The following is a 19,892-nucleotide window of genomic DNA, read 5'->3' as shown; positions in this document are numbered from 1 at the left end:
CCGAGCAGCCGGGGCCTCCTCCCTTCTCCGGAGGCCCCGTGTCCGTCCTGAGCTCCCTCCGCCCGGCCGGCCCCGCCCCGCAGCACGTGTGGACCGACGTGCCGGGCCCGGGCACGCGCGTCCACTCCCGCGCGTGGCACCCCGGGACGGGCACCGGCCGCACGCCGGTCGTCCTGCTGCACGGGCTCGGCCTGTCCAGCCGGTACCTCATCCCCCTGGGGCGGCGGCTGGCCGCCCTCGGCCACGACGTGGTCGCCCCCGACCTGCCCGGCTTCGGCCGCTCGCCCCGCGACCGGCGGCTGCGCCGGCCCGGAGGGCCCGACGTGGCCACGCAGACCGGACAGCTCGTGGAGTGGCTCGACGCCGCCGGGATCGGCCGGGCGAGCTTCTTCGGCAACTCGATCGGCGCGCAGGTCGCCGTCGAGCTGGCCGCCCGCCACCCGGACCGGGTGGACCGGGTGGTGCTGTCCGGGTCCACCCCGGACCCCCGCTACCGGCGGCCGTGGAAGCAGTACCCGCAGGTGCTCCGCAACATGGTCTTCGAGGTCCCCGGCCTGCAGCCGGTGCTGCAGGTGGAGTACCTGTCCACCGGCGTGGCCCGCATGGTGCAGCAGCTGGTCCGCAGCTGCGACGACCCGATCGAGCAGCGGCTGCCCCGCGTCGCGGCGCCGACCCTGGTGGTGCGCGGCCGGCACGACCGGACGCTGACCCAGGAGTGGGCCGAGGAGGTCACCCGGCTGCTGCCCGACGGCCGGCTCGTCGTCATCGAGGGCGCGGCCCACAACGCCCACTGGTCGGCACCCGACGTCTCCGCCCGGTTGGTGGCGGCGTTCCTCGCCGGCCGACTCGACGGCCCCGACGGCGGCGGCCCGGCCGGTGACGGCGTCGTCGTCCCGCGGTCGGCGCCCGGGGACCCGCTGGCCGCGGCTCGGCCGCTGCCGCCGCGGGCGCACGCGGCGCTCGACGTGGTCACCACCCTCGCGCTGCTCACCGTGCCGTGGACCCGGCCGTGGGGACCGCGGACCCGCCTGCTGCTGGCCGCCTCCGGTGCGGCCGGCCTGGCCGACACCCTGCTCACCGACCACCCGGCGGGGCTGCTGCGCGTGCTGCCGGTGCCCGTGCACCTCAACCTCGAGGCCTCGGCCGGGCTCCAGCTGCTGACCGCCGCGGCCACGTGGCTGCGCGGGGAGCCGGCGGCCGGGCGGTGGGCGGCCGCCGGTCAGGGTGTCTTCGAGCTCCTGCGGGCGGGCACGTCCTCCGCACCCGCGGGCCCGGCCCGGCGCGTCCCGGTTCCCCGCTGACGTTCCGGATCCGTTTCGTCCGCGTCGCAGTGGGCACGTCCTCCCGGCACGGCCGGGGTGCAACGCGGCGCCCGACGGGCCGGACACGACCCCCGGGTGGCAGCGCACCGTGAGGAACCACCGGACCCGTCCGCTGGCGGCCGTACCGACGATCACCGGCACCCCCTGGCAGCCGCCGTCCGAGCACCAGCTGCGCGGCATGGACACCGAGGCCGCCCTTGACCTGGGCTGGGGCCGGCTGGTGTTCGGCCAGACCTTCGCCGACCCGCGGCGGCTCGTCGAGGTGCTGCGGGAGGAGGCAGAGGGCCGCCGGGACATCTGCATCTACCCGCGCGACCCCCAGGTGCTGCTCGGGCTGGCGCCCGACGAGCTGTTCCTCGACCCGTCCTTGACCTTCCGGCTCGACCTGCACCGCTACCGACCCCGGCGGGAGCTGGTCGAGAACGTCTTCGTGCGGACGATGACCTGCCCGGGCGACGTCGTCGGGATGGAGCGCGTCCTCCGGGTCGTCGGCATGGTCCCGGGGGACCCCGCCACCGTCTGGCACGGCCACTCCACCCGCACGGTGCGGTACCTCGTGGCGGAGGACCGGCGCACGGGGCGGGTCGTGGGCACGGTCACCGGGGTCGACCACGTCCGGGCGTTCGGCGACCCCGAGGGCGGCAGCAGCCTGTGGTCCCTGGCGGCCGACCCGGGCGAGGCCCCGCGAGGCACCGGGGAGGCCCTCGTGCGCGTGCTGGCCGAGCGGTACCTGGCCCGGGGACGGAACTACCTCGACCTGTCGGTGCTGCACGACAACGCCCGCGCGATCGCGCTCTACCGCAGGCTCGGCTTCCGCCAGGTGCCCGCGCTGGTGGTCAAGCGCCGCACCGCCGTGAACGCCCGGTTGTTCGTCCCCACCCCGCCCGGGCTCGACCGGCTGCCTCCCGGTGCCCGCGTCCTCGCCGACGAGGCGCTGCGCCGGGGGATCCGGGTCGAGGTGACCGACGCCGACGCGGGGGAGCTCCGGCTCACCCTCGGTGCCCGCAGCGTGCTGACCCGCGGCTCGCTGTCGGAGCTGACCACGGCGGTGGCGCTGAGCCGCTGCGACGACGAGCGGGTGACCCGCCGGCTGGCGGCCGCCGCCGGGGTCCGCGTGCCGGTCGGAGCCGAGCCGGCGGGGGAGGAGGTGCGGGTGGTCGTCGTCGACGGCGAGGTGGTCGCCGCCGCCGTCCGGCCGGCGGGGGAGCGGCACGCCGGCGGGGACCTCACCGACCGGCTGCACCGGGAGGTCGCCGCGGCGGCCGCCCGCGCCGCCCGGGCCCTCGGCGTCCCGGTGGCCGGCGTGGACCTCCGCGTGCCCGACCTCGACGGGCCGGCGTGCGTCCTGGTCCGGGTCGACGCGCGACCGGACCTGTCCGCGCACGGGCGCCGGCCGGTCACCCGCGTCCTCGACCTGCTGTTCCCCGAGACCCACCGCCGCTGACCCCGTCCGCGCCGCCCGGGCCCGGGTGCGCCGGCGAGCTCGCCCGCTGGCTCGACGGCGCGGCCGGATCGGCTGACGAGCGGGCTCCCTCCGAGTGGTCCTGCCCGGGTTCGCGCACCACCTCACCGGCGGGCACTCCGCGGCGTTCTCCCACCGGCACGGCGTTCCTACGATCCGGCCGTGGACGCCGTCCCCGTGCTGGCCGAGGTGTGGCCGCTGCTCACCGCCGCGCCGCTGCCCGCCGTGGCCGTCACCGGCGCCACCGGGCTGTCGGGGCCGCTGCCGGTGCCGGACCTGGCGGTCGGCTCCGTGGTCGCCCAGCTGGCGGCCGCCCGGTTGCTCGACCCGGTCCCGGGGCGGCTCGAGGTGGACGCCACCGCCGTCGGCCTGGCCTTCCGCAGCGAGCGCCACGCCCGCGTGGCCGGCCGCCCGGTCGCGCCGGGCTTCGCGCCGCTGTCGCGCTTCTGGCGCACCGCCGACGGCTGGCTGCGGCTGCACGGCAACGTCCCCACCCACCGGTCGGCGGCGCTGCGGGTGCTGGGGGAGGACGTCGCGGAGGCGGCACTCGACTGGCGGGCGGAGGAGCTGGAGACGGCGGTCGTCGAGGCCGGCGGTGCGGCGGCCGCGGTCCGGTCGCCCGGGCGGTGGGCGGCGTCGGAGCCGGGGCGGGCCGTGGCCGCCGTCCCGCTGGTGGACCTGCGCCGCACCGCGGCCGGCCCGGTCCGGCGCCCCTCCCCGGCCGGGCCGCGGGTCCTCGACCTGACCCGCGTGATCGCCGGTCCCGTCGCCACGCGCACGCTCGCCTCGCACGGCGCGGACGTGCTGCGGGTCGACAGCCCGCACCTGCCCGACGACCCCGGCCAGCTCGTGGACACCGGGCCCGGCAAGCGGCACGTGCGGCTGGACCTGGCGACCCCGGCCGGACGGCGCACCGTCGAGGACCTGCTGGCCACCGCCGACGTCGTCGTCCAGGGCTACCGGCCCGGGGCGCTGGCCCGCTTCGGGCTGGACCCCGGGGCGCTGGCCGAGCGGCACCCCCACCTGGTCGTGGTGAGCCTGTCGGCGTGGGGGACGGCCGGCCCGTGGGGCGCCCGGCGGGGCTTCGACTCGCTGGTCCAGGCGGCCACGGGCATCGCGCGGATCTGCGGGACGGCCGACGAGCCCGGCGTGCTGCCGGCCCAGGCGCTCGACCACGCCACCGGCCACCTCGCCGCCGCCACCGTGCTCGCCGCGCTGGCGCGGCAGCGGGAGGAGGGCGGCGGCTGGCACGGCGCGCTGTCGCTGGCCCGGACGGCGCACTGGCTGCTGGCCGCGCCCCGCCGTGCGGAGGCGGCGGCCGGCCCGGTCGACCCCGAGCCGTACCTGCTGTCCCTGCCCTCCGCCGACGGGCCGGTCACCCTCGTCGCGCCCCCGGGCTCACCGCCGTGGCGGGCCGCCGCGGTCTTCCTCGACGACGACCGTCCGTCCTGGCGCCCGCGCGGGTGGCCCGCCGCACCGGTACGACCACCCGGTCGAGGACCCGGTCGAGGACCCGGTGACGGGTGCCCCTGCGCCGCGGGGCAGTTCGACCCTCCCCGGCGCCGAGGCCGCGCGTCACCGTGGGAGGGCGGGGCGGGCACATCCGGGGGAGGGGCGGCCATGGCGGACCAGGCCACCGCGGCCGGCAGGGGTGCGCAGGTCGCGGACGTGCGGACCGCGCGGGCCAACGGCATCGAGATCGCCTACGAGACCTTCGGCGACCGGTCGGGCCGACCGCTGGTCCTGGTGATGGGCGCGGGCGTGCAGATGCTCGGCTGGCACGAGGACCTGTGCCGGGCGTTCGCCGACCGCGGCTTCCTCGTCGTCCGCTTCGACAACCGGGACGTCGGGCTGTCGACCCACGTCCACGACGCGGTGCCCGACGTCGCGGCCGCCGCGGCCGGGGACCTGTCCTCGGCGGCCTACACCCTGGAGGACATGGCCGACGACGTCGCCGGGCTGCTCGATGCCCTGGGACTGACCGCCGCGCACGTCGTGGGCGTCTCGCTGGGCGGGATGGTCGCCCAGGTCCTCGCCGTCCGGCACCCCGATCGGGTCCTCAGCCTGACCTCGGCCATGGCGGCCCCGGTGCTGGCGGTGGACTGGCAGGCGGTGGCGGCCCGGCGGCCGCCGGCCGGCCGAGACGAGCACGTGGCGCAGGTGCTGCAGATGTTCCGGCTCGTCGGGTCACCCGGGTACCCGGGCGACGAGGAGTGGCTGGCCGACGTCGCCGGCCGGTCCTACGACCGCGCCCACGATCCGGCCGGTGCGGTGCGCCAGCTGCTGGCCGTCGCGGCCTCCGGTGACCGCACCGGCACGCTGCGCGCGATCCGGGTGCCGACGCTGGTGGTGCACGGTGAGGCCGACCCCGTCGTCCCCGTCGCCGGGGCGCGCGCCACCGCGGAGGCCGTGCCCGGAGCCGAGCTGCTCGTGCTGCCGGGGATGGGCCACTCGCTGCCGCGCGCGCTGTGGCCCACCCTCGTCGACGCCGTCGTCCGCACCGCCGATCGCGCCGGGGACGCCACGGCGCCGTGAGACGCGCCGGGCCCCGGCCCCGTGCTCGTGCGGTCAGGCGTCCCGGGTGCAGCAGCGGACGGCGAGCAGCGCGATGTCGTCGTCGGCACGACCGGTGAGCACGCGGTCGAGCAGCCGGTCGCACAGCTCCTCGAGGGGCAGGTCGCGCAGCCCCGTGAGGGTCGAGGCCAGGCGGGTGAGGCCCTCGTCGATGCCGGTGCGCCCGTGCTCGATGAGCCCGTCGGTGACCAGCAGCACGGTGGTCCCGGGCTGCAGGACGGCGGTGTGGTCGGTCCGCCGGCCGGGCTCGTCGGTGCCGAGCAGTCGCTCGGGCGGGCAGTCGAGCAGCTGCACCGCGCCGTCGGGCCGGACCAGCAGCGGCGGCGGGTGCCCGGCGGAGGACCACCGCAGCGTGCGCAGCCCGTCGCGCGCCTGCTCCGCCGGCTGCTCGATGCGGGCCAGCAGCGCGGTCGCCAGCGTGCCGAAGCGCAGGCCGGAGAGCGCCCGGTCGGTCCGGGTGAGGGTCTGCGCGGGGCTGTCGGGACGGTCGTAGGCCAGGGCGCGGACGGTGCTGCGCAGCTGCGACATGGCCGCGGCTGCCTCGACGCTGTGCCCGACGACGTCCCCGATGACCAGCACCGTGGCGCCGTCGGGGAGCACGAAGGCGTCGTAGAAGTCACCGCCGACCAGCGCGTGACTGGTGGCCGGCCGGTACCGGACGGCGATCTGCAGCCGGTCCGGCCGCGGCGGCGGGGTGAGCAGGCTGCGCTGCAGGGTCTCGGCGACCCGGTGCTGGCGGCCGTAGAGCCGGGCGTTGTCCAGGGCGAGCGCGCCGCGTCGGGCCACCTCCACGGCGGTGGCGATCTCCAGCTCGGTGTGCGGGGGGCGGGTGCCCGCGTTGAGCAGCGCCAGCACGCCGAAGGTGTCCCCGCGGGCGCGCAGCGGCACGATCGTGCACGACGTGAGGTCCAGCCGCTCCCACGCCGCCCGCACCTGCGGCGTCGGCAGGGAGGGCGCCACCTGCTGCTGGTCGATCGAGGTGAGCTGCACCGGCCGGCCCGACAGGAGGGCGGAGACCATCGCCCCGTCGTCGCCGGTGCCGTGGAGGCGGCCGCGCATGTAGGTGTCGAGATCGGCGCGCCCGGCCGCGTCGCGGTGGGCCCAGGCCTCACCGGCGCGGCTCCGGTCCTCGCCGATGAGCGCGACGACCGCACAGTCGGCCAGCCGCGGCAGGACCACCTCGGCGAGCTGCGTGGCGGACTCGTGCACGTCGAGGTTGTTGATCATGGTCTCGGAGACCTCGGCCAGGAAGCGCAGCCGCTCACGGTCGGCGTCGGGCTCGTCGGGGCCACCGGGATAGGCGGGACCGGCCTCCTCCGCCCGCGGGGCGGCGACCTCGTGGACGTGCACCTGCAGCAGGTCCTGGACCGGCTCGGCGGTCACCGACAGCCAGCGGCGCGCCGGTGCGTACCGGCCGCGCCAGGTGACGGGAGTGCCGGCGGTGCGCGCGTGCACCAGGACGCCGTGCAGCGGCGTGCCGCCGAGCTCGGGCAGGGCGATCCACAGGTTCGACCCGGTCAGGGCCCCGCCGGACCGGCCCAGCAGCCGCGCGACGGCCGGGTTGGCGTAGACGAAGGTCCAGTCGGCGTCGAAGGCGGCCACCCCGCTGGGCGACCGGTCGAGCGCGGCGGTCAGCCACGCCGACGTCATCCGGGCCGCGGCGGGCTGGCTCACCACGTCACCTGGTCCTTCGATCAGCGCCCCCTGGCGACGGACGGGCGGAGCCTACCGGGCACAGGAGCGCCACGGGGGCACATCCGGCCGGGCGCCCGGCCGGCGGCGGAGCGAGAGGAGGCCCTGGCCGGCGAACCGGCCAGGGCCTCCTCTGCGTGGGGTGAGTGACGGGGCTCGAACCCGCGACACCCAGGATCACAACCTGGTGCTCTACCAGCTGAGCTACACCCACCGCGTGCCTCCCGGCGCTCGCGGCACCGGGGACGACGACGACGATACCGGAGCCCGCTCAGCTCCCCGACGCGGCGTCGGTCGCGTCGTCCTCGGCGGCGTCCGGCGGGGTGGCGTCGGCGGCGGCGAGGACGTCGGCGAAGGACCCGGTCACCTCGCCGGCCGCGCGCTGGGCCTGCGTCGTCGACGGGCCGGGCGCGTCGACGAACAGCGTCCGGCGGTAGTAGGCGAGCTCGCGGACGGACTCGACGATGTCGGCCAGCGCCCGGTGCGCCAGCCCCTTGGGCGGCTGGGCGAAGTAGACCCGGGGGAACCAGCGGCGGGCCAGCTCCTTGATCGAGCTGACGTCGACCATCCGGTAGTGCAGGTGATCGTCGAGCTCGGGCATGTCGCGGGCGAGGAACCCGCGGTCGGTGCCGATGGAGTTGCCGCACAGCGGAGCGGTGCGCCGCTCGGGCACCCACCGCTTCACGTAGGCCAGCACCTGCTGCTCGGCCTCGGCGACGGTGAGGGCGGAGGCGCGCACCGCCTCGGTCAGGCCCGACCTGGCGTGCATCTCGGTGACGACGTCGGCCATGTCGTCGAGGTCGGCGTCGTCGGCGTGGATGACCAGGTCCAGGCCCGGGTCGAGGACCCGCAGCTCGGAGTCGGTCACCACGACGGCGACCTCGATGAGCTTGTCCTTGGTGAGGTCCAGCCCGGTCATCTCGCAGTCGATCCAGACCAGGTGCCCGCCGCTCTCCGCCACGACGCCCGACCCTACGTCGCGTCCGCGCGTCCCGTCCGTCCCGGCCGTCCGCGCGTCCGCGTCTACCCCGGCCGCCACACCGGCGCCACTCGGGGGCATCGGATCACCCGTTCGCGCAGGTAGCCTCGCCGCATCCCGTTCCGCATCCCCTGGAGTCCTGCCGTGCCCCGACCCGCCCCCGCAGCGCCCGCCCGGACGGTGCCGCCGGCGCCGGGCTCTCCGGCCGCCGGGCTCCGGCACCCCGTCGCCCTCGTCCGCTGGCTGTGGGCGGCCTACGGGACACCGGGCGCGCCGGGGCGCCCGACGGGGGAGTCGGAGCTGCGCTGGGTCTACGCCGCCTGGCTCGGGGCCTTCCTGCTGAAGATGGTCGGCTCGTCGTGGGACGTCTCGTGGCACTTCAAGTGGCTGCGCGACGACCTCGCCCCGCCGCACCTGCTCAACTCGGCGGGCACCGCCGTGGTGATCGGCCTGGTGCTGTTCCACAGCTACACCGGCTACGGCGTCGACCGGCGGGCGCTGCGGCTGATGCAGTGGGGGATCGCCACCTTCCTGGTCGCCATCCCGATCGACATCGTCAACCACCGCGTCAACGGGCTCGACATCACCAGCTGGAGCCCCAGCCACGCGCTGCTCTACGTCGGGACGGCGGTCATGCTCGCCGGCGCCGTCCGCGGCTGGTGGCTGTACGCGGCGCCCGGCCGCGTCCGCGACCTGGTGTCGCTGGGCCTGTGGCTGTTCTTCGTCGAGAACGTCGTCTTCCCCAACCAGCACCAGGAGTACGGCGTCCTGTCGCTGCGGGCCTACGAGGCCGGGGCGACGACCGCCGAGCAGCAGCTGCTGGACTTCGCCGCCGCCCAGGGGCAGACCCCCACGACGTTCATGCTCCCGGTCCCGTCGTGGGTGCACCCGGCGTGGCTGGTCTGCGCCGGCCTGCTGTCGCTGGTCGTGGCCCGCCGGGCGACCGGCCTGCGCTGGGCGGCGACCACCGTCGCGGCCGTCTACCTCGGTTACCGCGCCGCCGTGTGGCTGGGCCTGGTCGCCCTGGGCTTCCCGCCCTCGGTGCTGCCGCTGGTCCTGCTGGTCGGCGCGGTGTGCGTCGACCTGGCCGTCACCCGCGGGCTGCCCGGCTGGAGCGCCGCCCCGGCCACCGCGGCCGCGGTCTACGCCGCCGCCTGGCTGCAGGACGCGGCCGGGCTCCTGCCTCCGTGGAACTGGTCCTGGTGGTCGATCGCCCTGGTGGTGGCCGGGTCCACCGCACTGTGGACGGCGGGCGACCTGGTCGCCGGCAGTCGCGCGTACGCCGCCTGGCTGCGGCCGGTGGAGCCCGGCCGCACGGCCGGGCCCGCCCTCGCCGGCGCCCCGGCCGACGGCGGCGCGCCGACCCGCTGAGGAGAGCGGGACCGTCCCGTCACATGACGTAGCGTCGCCCGCGGCCGTCCGACCCGCGCCGCGCCCCGTGCCCGATCGCGTGCCCGACCGTGCGCCCCTGCGCCCCACCCGCTCCCGGAGGACCCGTGCTGCCCCTGACCCCGGTGCCGCTGCAGACGGCGGGGGAGCGTGCGCTCCACGCCGAGCTGACCCGCTGGGACCGCGGCGGTGCCATCCGCGGCGCGGTCGTCGCCTCGATCCCCGTCGGCGACGGGCCGATGGGCCGGCGGATCTCCGACGCCGTCCTCTTCGTGCCCGAGGGCCTGGCGGTGGTGCGGGTGGCCGAGGTCGTGCGGCAGAGCGGCGTGGTCACCGCGTCGCCGGACGGGTCGTGGACGATCGGGCCCGGCGCCGGGCCGGGCGAGGTGCTGCAGCTGTCCGGCGGCGGTTCGACCCCGCTCGACGGCCTCATGCGGGCCGGCATGGACACCGCCGTCCGGTTGCGCCGCGCCGGGCTGGAGCCCGGGCGGATCGCCCGGCTGACCGTCCTCGTCGGGGACCTCACCGGCCTGGACCCCGCCGACGGCGACCTCGGCGACGGCGACCAGGTGGCGATCCTGGAGACGCGCTCGCTGCTGCTGGGCATCTCCCGCGCGGCCCGCTACGCCGGCGTGGACAACCCGCGGCTGTGGACCACCGCCGACGTCCGCGCCGCGCTGGCGGCGCTGGGCTACGAGGGCCGCGGCCCCACGGTCGAGGAGCTCAACGGCGAGGGCTTCCCGTACTCGCCCTACGTCCTGCGCCGCCGGGAGCTGCTGGCACCCGCGGCGATGGCCGCCTCACCGGCCCTCGGCGCGGCTCCGGCTCCCGCCCAGCCCGTGGCCGCCCCGCCGCCGGTCCCGCCCGTCGCGCCGGCGTTCGCGGGCGTGCCCGCACCGGCGGGCCCGCCCGCCGGGCCGCTGGTCGACCCGGTGGCCGCGGCCGCCGTCGCCGTGGCCGCCATCCGGGCCGACGAGGAGGCCGCCGCGCGGGCCGCCGCCGGTCTGGCGGCCGCGCCGCCGGCGCCTGCGGTGGCGCCGCCCGCCGCGTTCGGCGCGCCCGAGCCGCGCCCGGCCCCCGCCGCCCTCGTCGAGCCCGGTCCCGCGCTGCCCCCGGTCCCGGCCCACGACACCGGCGGGCTGGGTGGCCTCTTCGGCGGCGACGGCGCCGACTCCGCGTCCTGGCCGGCGCCCGCCCCGCTCGCCGAGCCCGCGCCGCCCGTCCTCCCGCCGGCCGCCCCGGCGCCCGGGGAGCCCGCGCCGGCCGCTCCGCCGGTCGGACCGCGCCGCCGCCCGGCCCGCCGGACGGTCCTGCTGGCGGCCGCGGCCCTGCTCGCCGTCGTCGTGCTGCTGGGGCTGGTCGCCGGGCTCGCCGGCGGCGGGGACGGCGACGCCGCCGCCCAGGAGCCGCGCCCGGCCGCCGGCACACCGGCCGCGCCGACCTCCACCGGGCCGACGCCGGGGACGGCCACCGTCCTGGACGGGCGGACGTTCCTCCTGCAGCAGGTGCAGGTCGAGGGCACCTGCGTGGGCAACTCCTACGGCCAGGTCGCCGACTTCTTCGAGGCCACCGACTGCCGGGGGCTGGCCCGGGCGCTGTGGTCCACCGACGTCGACGGCCGCGCGGTGGTCGTGTCGGTGTCCAAGGTCGACATGGGCGACAGCACCGCCGCCCGGGCGCTGCGCGCGCTGACCGACACCAACGGCAGCGGCAACGTCAGCGACCTGCTGCGCGAGGGCGTCACCTACCCGGGCGCCCCGGCGGGGCTCTCCGGCGCCGAGTACGCCAGCGCCGCCGGGGGCAGCCTGGTCACCGTCGTCGAGACCGCCTGGGCCGACGGCGGCCCCGGCGACCTCGCCGACCTCGACCTGGTCGCCGGCGCGGGCCTCGCCCTGCCGATGCCCGCTCCCGTCACGCGGTGACGTCGACCAGCACCTTCCCCACGGCGCCGTCCTGCACCGCGCGGTGCGCCTCGGCGGTCCGCGCCAGCGGGTACACGTGCAGCGGCAGCCCCGCGGCGTCGCCCACGCGCACCGCGCCGTCGAGGACCGCGGCGTTGACGTCCTCGACGCCGATCACCTTGGCGCGCTCGGGCTCGGTGTAGACGAGCACGAAGTTCCACCGGGCGTTGGGCCCCATCTGGGCACGCACCGGGATGGTGACCTCGGCGCCGCCGTCGTCGGCGTACACCGCCACCGCGCCGTGCATCCCGACCACCTGCGCGTCGACGGCGGCGTTGCGGGCCGCCGACACCTCGACGACGACGTCGACACCCCGCGGGGCCACCTTGCGGACCTCGGCGACGACGTCCTGCTGCCGGTAGTCGACGACGTGCGAGGCGCCGGCGGCCGCCGCCAGCTGCGCCTTGTGCGGGCTGCTCACCGTGGCGACGACGGTGGCGTCGGCCCAGCGGGCGAGCTGGATCGCCGCGTTGCCGACCGCCCCGGCGCCGCCCTGCACCAGCACGGTGCGCCCGGTCAGCGAGCCGGGACCCATGCGGTCGGGCACCGACTCGCCGAGGGTCAGGCAGCGGTGCGCGGTCAGGAACGGGATGCCCAGCGCCGCGCCGAGCTCGAAGGGCGCCTCGGCGCCGAGCAGCACCGCCTGGCGCAGCGGGACGACGGTGTACTCCGCGGCGGTGCCCCACGGCCGCTGCCAGGCCGCCTCCCAGACCCACACCCGCTGGCCGGTCACGGCCGGGTCGACGCCGCGGCCGACGGCCTCGACCGTGCCGGCGCCGTCCTGACCGGGCACCTGGCCCTCCGGCCCGGGCGGACTGTTCGTGCGGGACTTCCAGTCCGTGGGGTTGACCCCGGCGACCGCGAGGCGCACGAGGACCTCGCCGGGGCCCGGCTCGGGGGTGGGGCGGTCGGTCAGCTCGAGGACCTCGGGACCGCCGTTGCGGGTGTAGGTGATGGCGCGCACCCGTCCCGTCTACCCCGGTCCGCGGGTGCCCGCACGACACCGTTCTACGCGGTCAAGTGGTGCACGACTGTTCCGCAACGGGCCTTGCGCCCGGGGGAACGGCCGCGTCACCCTCGGGGTGGCCCGCACCGTGGCCGCCAGGGGGAGGCGCGGGGGAACGGCTGCGGACGCCCCGGAGGTCGTCGGTGTCTCCCTCCCTGCTCCGCCAAGTCCTCGCCGAGTTCCTCGGCACGGCCCTGCTGGTCGTCGTCGCGGTCGGCGCCGCCGTCGCCGGCTTCGAGGAGGTCGGCCCGCTGGGCGTGGCCCTGGCGTTCGGCCTGACCCTCCTCGCCCTGGCCTACGCGATCGGGCCGATCTCGGGGTGCCACGTCAACCCCGCGGTCACCCTCGGCGTGCTGCTGTCCAAGGGCATGACCGCCACCGAGGCGGTCTACTACTGGGTCGCCCAGTTCGCCGGTGGCATCGCCGGGGCCGCGGTCCTCGCACTGCTCACCAGCGACTTCGGCGGCGTCACCGACCAGACCGGTGCCCTGGGCGCCAACGACTGGGGCGCGACCGTCAGCGGCGGAGGCGCCTTCGTCGTCGAGGTGCTGCTGACGTTCGTCCTCGTGGCGGTGGTGCTGCTGGTCACCGGCAAGGCCGCGGCCCCCGGCTTCGCCGGCCTGGCCATCGGCATGACGCTCGCCGCGGTGCACGTGGTCGGCATCCCGCTCACCGGCACCTCGGTCAACCCGGCCCGCTCCCTGGGCCCGGCCCTGTTCGCCGGGGGCGACCCGCTGGCGCACGTGTGGCTGTTCATCGTGGCGCCGCTGGTCGGGGCCGTGCTGGCGGTCCTCGTCGTCCGGGCGCTGTCGGCCCCGACGCTGACCGTCGCGCAGGCCGGTCCCGAGGTCACCCTCGACGAGACCGGTGCCCAGGTGCCCGACGAGGACGCGGGCGCCGACGGCGCCCGGCTGCCCCGCGCGCGGGCCGCGGCCGAGGCGGAGTCCGGACGGCGGCGCCGCGCGCCCCGCTGATTCGCGCAACGGTGCCGTGCGACACCGCGGGTGCCGCACGGCACCGTTCCGGATGGGGCACGCCGCGGTACCAGGGGTGGCGTGGAGGAGTTCCCGCCGGCCTGGACCCGGCTGCTGCCCCCGTCGTGGCGGCGGGCCCGGACCTACCGGCGGCACCACGGCCGGCTGCCGCCGTGGGGTGAGCCGCGGACCTTCACCGAGAAGCTGAACCGCCGGATCACCCGGGACCGCCGGCCGCTGCTCGCGCCCACCTGCGACAAGCTGGCGATGAAGGAGCACTTCGCCCGGCGCGCGGCCGGGCTGCTGCACGTGCCGCACACCTACTGGACCGGCACCGACGTGACCGACCTCGCCGGCGTCGAGCTGCCCGACCGGTGGGTGCTCAAGCCCAACCACTCCTGCCGCCGGGTGCTGCTGGGGGAGGGCCGGCCCGACTCGGCCGACCTCGCCGTGCGGACGGCCGGCTGGGTCGCCGAGCGCTACTGGCGCAAGAGCGAGGAGTGGGCCTACCGGCACGCGCGGCCGTGCCTGCTGGTCGAGGAGCACGTCGGCGGGCCGGGGGAGGTGCCCGCCGACCTCAAGGTGCTGGTCTTCGACGGCGTGCCGCGGTTGGTCGGCGTCCACACCGACCGGCGCGACGGGCTGCGCGGGCGGCTCTACACCGACGACTGGGAGCCGCTGCCCTGGACGTGGGGCTACCCGCCCGGGCCCGACGTCCCCCGCCCGCCGTGGCTGCCCGACCTGCTGGCGGCCGCGGCCGCGGCCGCCGAGGGCTTCGACATGCTGCGCGTGGACCTCTACCGCTCCGGCGGCCGGCTCTGGGGCGGCGAGCTCACGCCCTACCCCGGCGCGGGGCTGAGCCGCCTCGAGCCCGGGCTGGACGCCTGGCTGGGCGGGTGGTGGACCCTGCCGGACCAGGTGCACCGGATGCCCGCCCTGTGCCGCCGGCCCCGCGCGGTGATGCGGCCGAACACGGGCTGATCCGATGCCGGTCCTCGCCCCGGCTGGGATCGGCCGGGCAGCGGTGGGACGCCAGGGACGGGGACGCCCGCCAGGGAACTCCGCAGCAGAGCGACGTGGCGACATGACTCGCGTGGAACCGGGCACGGTCCCGGTCGTCGGAGGGATGGCGTCTGCCGCTCCACGATTGCGGGGACCCTCGTCGCCGTGCCTCCCGGTCCCGGTCGAACCAGGACACGTCCCCGGGCTCCCCTCAGCGGCTCGGGCGGGTCACGGATGCAGGCTGTCGCCGAGGCCGGCCACCACCCGCGTCCCCGCCTGCGACGTCGACGGCGCGGTATCCGTCGACACCGACCCTTCAGGGGTTGGTCGTGTAGTCGACGACGTCCCCGATCGCGGTCCAGCTGCCGGCGGCGTCCCGGATCTGGATGTCATAGCGCTCATGTCGTCTCGCACCTGTCGCGAGGGACCAGTTCTGGTCGCCGTCGGTCTTGAAGTGGACCTTGTCCGGAAAGGCGGCCAGAGCGAACAGCACCTGCTGTCGCAGATCCGCTCCTCGCGCTGCCGCAGCGGTGGCCTCGACGCCCGGAGGCATGGTGGAGGTGGCCCGCAGGAAGGCCGACGCCACCTCGGCGCGGCCGGAGTGCCGTGCAGCCGTGGCTTGCCCACGGGCGTGGAGGTCCCCAGCGATGAAGATGGCACATGCGATCGCCGTCCCGCTGAAGGTAAGCGCAGCCGCACCGATCAGCGTGGCGACGACGGCCTCGCCGGCTTGGGCGGAGAACCCGGCCAAGGCAGCGGCGACGGCGGACAGCACAGCCCCGAGACCGCCGGCACCGGCCACCCACGCTGTTGCTCCCTTGGTGATCCCGAGTGCACCCGACCTGATGACCTGCATGGACGCCGGGGTGTCGTCCCTCCACTTCTTCTGGACGGCCGCATCCCTGTCCGCGTCCTTGGCCAGCAACTGCAGTGACTGGAGGAGATCGGCCAGGCCGATCCGGGGTCCCAGGGCCTGCGCAGACTCCGCCCAGGTCAGGTCGTTCAGGGGCTCGGCCTTCGCCGCGCCGGTCGAGGTGCTCATCGGTCCTCCTGCCGTATGGATCGCCCTGGGCCGGGCTGCCCGAGGTGACGGGGCGACGAGCACCGACGACAGTTGCACCGGGTCGTCACCATCGCGTCACTGGACGCCTGGGTCGGCAGCCCGTCCCCGACCGCGGGCGTACGGCGTGTCGCCTCGCGCGGCCCACTCGGGGACGCGAGGACCGCTGGAGGTCCGCAGTCGAAGGCGCCCTGCTCTCATCTGCTCCGCACGACACCCCTCGTCAGGGAGCGTCGAGGAGGCAGCTTCGCTGCGTTGACGAGATCGCGGAACAGGAGACGCCTGGAGTAGATGGGCCGGTAGTCACCCCGACGCCTGATGGACGCCACCACGAGATAGCACTGCCGATCGCCGCCCTCGAACGACCTCAGCAACTGCTCGGCTGCCTCCATGTTCCTCGCGTACTGACTCGAGACACACGTGAAGCGGCGGGACTGGCCGGGCTGCACCATGACTGGTGTGGAGTAATCGATGGTGCCCTCGACTGCGCCAGCCGGAGCCGTGCCCAAGGTCAACATCATCTCGACATCGCGCGACAGGGTTCCGGCCTGGGATCGATATCCCCGCATCTCGACGATGAGCTTGGAGCGATTGGACACCGAGAAGGAGGATCGTCCGGGATTGCCAACCAACCCCTCGACCACGAACCGTCGGTAGGGGTCGAGTTCTTGCGCTACCAGTGCGGCGAGGTCGGCCGCCGTCTTCATCCGCGTCTGGGCGATGGTTCGCAACTTGAGTGCCACTGCGAAGAGTTCGGATCTGTTTCGCGTGGCGAGTGCACTGGCTAGGCGGAATGCGAGGCTCTTCAGTCCCGGACCTCGGATCACGAACCGGGCGTGGAACGCTCCGGGCATCTCTACGCTGTAGTAGTCAGGATTCGAATGCCATCGAATCCGGTGGTACGTGCCCTCCGACGTCCGCTCGTCGGGTGGATCAGGGAGCTTGTCGCCCCATCCCTGGGGGAGGAGGTCGAACTGGCTTCGGAGAAAGGCTTCGGCGAAGGGATCCCAGAGAATGTCGGAGTTGCGGGCGAAGGTCTGGCCCGCCAAGTCATAGTCCTCGCTGAGGAGATGGTCGCGGAACTGTTGAGCAGTATCGAGCACGCGCGGCAGGAGGTAGTGTATCTCGTCTTCTAGGGCGGCTGTGGCCTTCACCAGGGCCTCGACGTACTCTCGTTCCGTCGCCGATCCCTTGCTCGCGATGGCTTGAAATCCCAGATCTCGCTCGTACTGCGTCAGCAACTGGCCGAGAGCCTGGTTGACCTTCGTCTGTTCCCGGTCGCTGGAGAAGTCGGCGGTGAGGCGGATGTTGTCCACGACGAGCACGACACGAGGCCGCTGGAGCCAGTAGGAGAAGGCTCCGCCGGCCAGAGCCCCGACCAGTGCGTAAAGCACGGGGAGATACGGACTCATGAAGCGTCCACTGTCGTCATCGAACGACCACCTGCCCGGGGGCCTCGCGTCGTCTTCAGACGCTCGGGGCAGGATGGTGCCCCGAGAGCGTCACCGCGGCGTCAACGCGATGTCACCGGACTCCTCACGTTCGGGTGCCGCGCACGGCCACGGTCCCGCGGCTCCACAGCCACGATCCCGCGGGGATCACGGCCGGAGGAGACGGAGGCATCCCGCAGGGCGTGCAGGTTTCCCTGAGCCCGCCTCCGAGGTCGTGTCCTCGAGCTCCGCCTACGGGCCGACACCCGACGCGACTCACCGGTCGTCCGGCCAGGCGCTGACGGTATGGCTCCACCGCGCCGCCGCTCCGGTGGCGCGACGACGCAGATGGAGCCGCTCGGAGCAGGAGCGATGCAGGCGAGAGGAGCCGTCGCGCGATCCCTGCTCCCGCCGGGTTCAGACCGGGGTGATGGACAACGTCAGCGCGCGGCGGCCGGCGTCGGAGCGCGCGGTGGCGAGGCGCTCGGCCGAGGGCATGCCGTAGTCGGTGGTGCGCTGGCGGGCGGGCCGGCCGACCGCCGCGGCGATGGCCTCCAGCTCGGCGATGGTCTTCAGCGAGCCGTTCTCGCTGCCGGCCATCCGGCTGATCGTCTCCTCCATCAGCGTGCCGCCGAGGTCGTTGGCCCCGCCCTGCAGCACCGCCCGCGTGCCGGCCTCGCCGAGCTTGACCCACGACGTCTGGACGTTCGGGATGCGCCCGTGCAGCAGCAGCCGGGCAACGGCGTGCACCGCCCGGTTCTCCCGCACGGTGGGCCCGGGCCGGGCGACGCCCGCGAGGTAGATCGGCGCGTTGTGGTGCACGAAGGGCAGCAGCACGAACTCCGTGAAGCCGCCGGTCTCGTCCTGCTGCCGGGCGAGGGTGCGCAGGTGTGCGACCCAGTGCGCGGGGGTGTCGACGTGGCCGTACATCATCGTCGACGTCGTCGGCAGGCCCACCCGGTGCGCGGTGCCGATGATCTCCAGCCAGGTGGCGGCGGGCAGCTTGCCCTTCGTCAGCACCCAGCGGACGTCGTCGTCGAGGATCTCCGCCGCCGTGCCCGGCACCGAGTCGAGCCCGGCCTCCCGCGCCGCGACGAGGAAGTCCTCGAACGACAGCCCTGTGCGGGCGGCGGCGTTGACGATCTCCATGGGGCTGAACGCGTGCAGGTGGATGTCCGGCTGCCGGCGCTTCACCTCGCCGATCAGGTCGAGGTAGGCCGAGCCGGGCAGGTCGGGGTGGATGCCGCCCTGCATGCAGATCTCCGTCGCACCCGCCGCCCACGCGCGGTCGACCCGGTCGCCGACCTCGGCCAGCGACAGCGTGTAGGCGTCGGCGTCCGTCCGGCGCTGGGCGAACGCGCAGAACCGGCAACCGGTGTAGCAGACGTTGGTGAAGTTGACGTTCCGGTTGACGACGTAGGTGACGTCGTCGCCGACGGTGTCGCGGCGGACGTCGTCGGCCAGCGCGGCGAGCGCCTCGAGATCGGGACCGTCGGCGCCGAGCAGCGCGAGGTACTGCGCGTCGGTGAGGCCCGCGGGGTCGCGCTCGGCGGCGCGCAGCGCGGCGGCCACCTCGGGGTCACCGGCGGCCAGCGCGGTGGAGGAGCCGTCGCGGGCCCGCTCGGTGCGCGCACGCAGGTCGGCCCAGTCCCCGTAGACGGCGTCGAAGTCGCTGCGCCGGTCGCCGGTGCGCCCGACGGTGTCCACCTCGACGTGCAGGTCGGTGCGCCCCGAGGACACCCACGCCTCGTCGGGCTCCTGCCACGGCAGCCCGGCCGGGACCCGGCCCTCGACGGCGAGCCCGTCGGGTCCGGCGAGGGCGGCCACGTGCGGGCGCACCCGCGGGTCCAGCCACGGCTCGGGCTCGAGCACGTACCGCGGCTGGGCGGCCAGCCGCTCGCGCAGGGTGAACCCGCCCTCGGCGGTCAGCGCGGCCAGCTTGTCGGTGTTGGGCCAGGGGCGCTCGGGGTTGACGTGGTCGGGCGTGAGCGGGGAGACCCCGCCCCAGTCGTCGACGCCGGCGCGCAGCAGCAGCCCGAGCTCGGTGGAGTCGGACAGGTTCGGCGGCGCCTGCACCCGCGCGGCCGGGCCGAGCAGCAGCCGGGTGACGGCGACGGCGGCCACGTACTCCTGCAGCGCGAGGTCGTCGTGGGCGGCCATCGCGGTGCGCGGCTTGGCGCGGAAGTTCTGGACGATGACCTCCTGCACGTGCCCGTGCCGCTGGTGGGCGGCGCGGATCGCCAGGACGGCGTCGACCCGCTCGGCCGGCGTCTCGCCGATGCCGAGCAGCACGCCGGTGGTGAACGGGACGGCGGAGCGGCCGGCGTCCTCCAGCACTCGCAGCCGCACGGCGGGCTCCTTGTCGGGGCTGCCGAAGTGCGGGCCGCCGCGCTCGGACCACAGCCGGGTCGCCGTGGTCTCGAGCATCATCCCCATCGACGCCGACACCGGCTTGAGCCGCTGGACCTCCTCCCAGGTCAGCACGCCGGGGTTGAGGTGCGGCAGCAGCCCGGTCTCCTCCAGCACCCGGATCGCCATGGCCCGCAGGTAGGCCAGGGTGGAGTCGAAGCCGTGCGCCTCCAGCCACTCGCGGGCCACCGGCCAGCGCTCCTCGGGGCGGTCGCCGAGGGTGAACAGCGCCTCCTTGCAGCCCAGCGCGGCGCCGTCGCGGGCGATCCGGAGCACCTCGTCGGGGGAGAGGTAGGGCGCCCTCCCCTCGCGGCGCAGCTGGCCCGGGGTGGTGACGAACGTGCAGTAGTGGCAGCGGTCGCGGCACAGGTGGGTGAGCGGGATGAAGACCTTGCGGCTGTAGGTGACCACGCCGGGGCGCCCGGCCGAGGCCAGCCCGGCGTCACGCACCCGGGAGGCGGCGGTGAGCAGCCGGTCCAGCGGTTCGCCCTCGGCCAGCCCGCGGGCCGAGAGCAGGGTCTCCGCCTCACCGGCGTCGAGGGTCACGCCCCGCTCGGCGCGCGCGAGCGCACGCCGCAGCGCGGACGGCACGGGGGTCTGCGGCTCGCTCATCGCCCCGCACGCTATCCCTC

Annotated in this window: 13 protein-coding genes and 1 tRNA gene; 7 read left to right on the top strand and 7 right to left on the bottom strand. The window is 76.0% G+C overall.

Going from position 1 to position 19,892, the window contains the following annotated elements:
* Positions 1 to 38: 38 nt before the first annotated feature.
* The 3 genes from CHC04_RS22290 (at position 39) to CHC04_RS24655 (ending at position 5,319) form a co-directional block, all read left to right on the top strand.
* A complete protein-coding gene (locus CHC04_RS22290; RefSeq protein ID WP_176450149.1) occupies positions 39 to 1,301 on the top strand; it encodes an alpha/beta fold hydrolase in 1,263 nt (420 codons plus the stop codon).
* A 109-nt stretch (positions 1,302 to 1,410) separates the two neighbouring features.
* Positions 1,411 to 2,766, top strand: a complete 1,356-nt coding sequence (locus CHC04_RS22285) for a GNAT family N-acetyltransferase (RefSeq protein WP_245817662.1) — start codon at positions 1,411 to 1,413, stop codon at positions 2,764 to 2,766.
* 180 nt (positions 2,767 to 2,946) lie between these two features.
* Positions 2,947 to 5,319 (top strand): alpha/beta fold hydrolase, encoded by a 2,373-nt coding sequence (locus CHC04_RS24655; protein WP_217897511.1) that lies wholly within the window; start codon positions 2,947 to 2,949, stop codon positions 5,317 to 5,319.
* 33 nt (positions 5,320 to 5,352) lie between these two features.
* Here CHC04_RS24655 and CHC04_RS22270 read toward each other — a convergent pair whose 3' ends face one another.
* From CHC04_RS22270 to orn, 3 genes are all read right to left on the bottom strand, one after another.
* Entirely contained in the window at positions 5,353 to 7,032 is a 1,680-nt protein-coding gene (locus CHC04_RS22270; RefSeq protein WP_089406170.1) for a SpoIIE family protein phosphatase, read from the bottom strand.
* 156 nt (positions 7,033 to 7,188) lie between these two features.
* A tRNA-His gene (locus CHC04_RS22265) sits at positions 7,189 to 7,264 on the bottom strand.
* A gap of 57 nt (positions 7,265 to 7,321) precedes the next feature.
* A complete protein-coding gene (gene orn / locus CHC04_RS22260) occupies positions 7,322 to 8,011 on the bottom strand; it encodes an oligoribonuclease (RefSeq protein ID WP_217897510.1) in 690 nt (229 codons plus the stop codon).
* Between the two features lie 162 nt (positions 8,012 to 8,173).
* Here orn and CHC04_RS22255 point away from each other — a divergent pair, with 162 nt between their 5' ends.
* Together CHC04_RS22255 and CHC04_RS22250 are read left to right on the top strand one after the other, a co-directional pair.
* Positions 8,174 to 9,400, top strand: a complete 1,227-nt coding sequence (locus tag CHC04_RS22255) for a hypothetical protein (RefSeq protein WP_245817660.1) — start codon at positions 8,174 to 8,176, stop codon at positions 9,398 to 9,400.
* 125 nt (positions 9,401 to 9,525) lie between these two features.
* Positions 9,526 to 11,340 (top strand): hypothetical protein, encoded by a 1,815-nt coding sequence (locus tag CHC04_RS22250; RefSeq protein ID WP_089406146.1) that lies wholly within the window; start codon positions 9,526 to 9,528, stop codon positions 11,338 to 11,340.
* Here CHC04_RS22250 and CHC04_RS22245 read toward each other — a convergent pair.
* Positions 11,330 to 12,343, bottom strand: a complete 1,014-nt coding sequence (locus CHC04_RS22245) for an NADPH:quinone reductase (RefSeq protein ID WP_089406145.1) — start codon at positions 12,341 to 12,343, stop codon at positions 11,330 to 11,332. The genes CHC04_RS22250 and CHC04_RS22245 overlap by 11 nt on opposite strands.
* A gap of 185 nt (positions 12,344 to 12,528) precedes the next feature.
* Between CHC04_RS22245 and CHC04_RS22240 the strand changes: the two genes are divergently transcribed.
* Together CHC04_RS22240 and CHC04_RS22235 are read left to right on the top strand one after the other, a co-directional pair.
* A complete protein-coding gene (locus CHC04_RS22240; RefSeq protein ID WP_176450148.1) occupies positions 12,529 to 13,359 on the top strand; it encodes an aquaporin in 831 nt (276 codons plus the stop codon).
* Positions 13,360 to 13,440: 81 nt separating this feature from the next.
* Entirely contained in the window at positions 13,441 to 14,340 is a 900-nt protein-coding gene (locus CHC04_RS22235; protein WP_176450147.1) for an ATP-grasp fold amidoligase family protein, read from the top strand.
* A 337-nt stretch (positions 14,341 to 14,677) separates the two neighbouring features.
* Here the strand turns inward: CHC04_RS22235 and CHC04_RS22230 are convergent, their stop codons facing one another.
* From CHC04_RS22230 to CHC04_RS22220, 3 genes are all read right to left on the bottom strand, one after another.
* Positions 14,678 to 15,403, bottom strand: a complete 726-nt coding sequence (locus tag CHC04_RS22230; protein WP_089406143.1) for a hypothetical protein — start codon at positions 15,401 to 15,403, stop codon at positions 14,678 to 14,680.
* Between the two features lie 215 nt (positions 15,404 to 15,618).
* Positions 15,619 to 16,833, bottom strand: a complete 1,215-nt coding sequence (locus tag CHC04_RS22225) for a hypothetical protein (RefSeq protein WP_217897509.1) — start codon at positions 16,831 to 16,833, stop codon at positions 15,619 to 15,621.
* A 435-nt stretch (positions 16,834 to 17,268) separates the two neighbouring features.
* Positions 17,269 to 19,872, bottom strand: coding sequence for a bifunctional FO biosynthesis protein CofGH (locus CHC04_RS22220; RefSeq protein ID WP_089406141.1), 2,604 nt, complete (start codon positions 19,870 to 19,872; stop codon positions 17,269 to 17,271).
* Between the last annotated feature and the right edge of the window lie 20 nt (positions 19,873 to 19,892).

The organism is Geodermatophilus saharensis (assembly GCF_900188205.1).
Classification (GTDB): domain Bacteria; phylum Actinomycetota; class Actinomycetes; order Mycobacteriales; family Geodermatophilaceae; genus Geodermatophilus; species Geodermatophilus saharensis.
The sequence above is the reverse complement of the archived record's forward strand: the minus strand, read 5'-3'. Positions and strand labels throughout refer to the sequence as shown.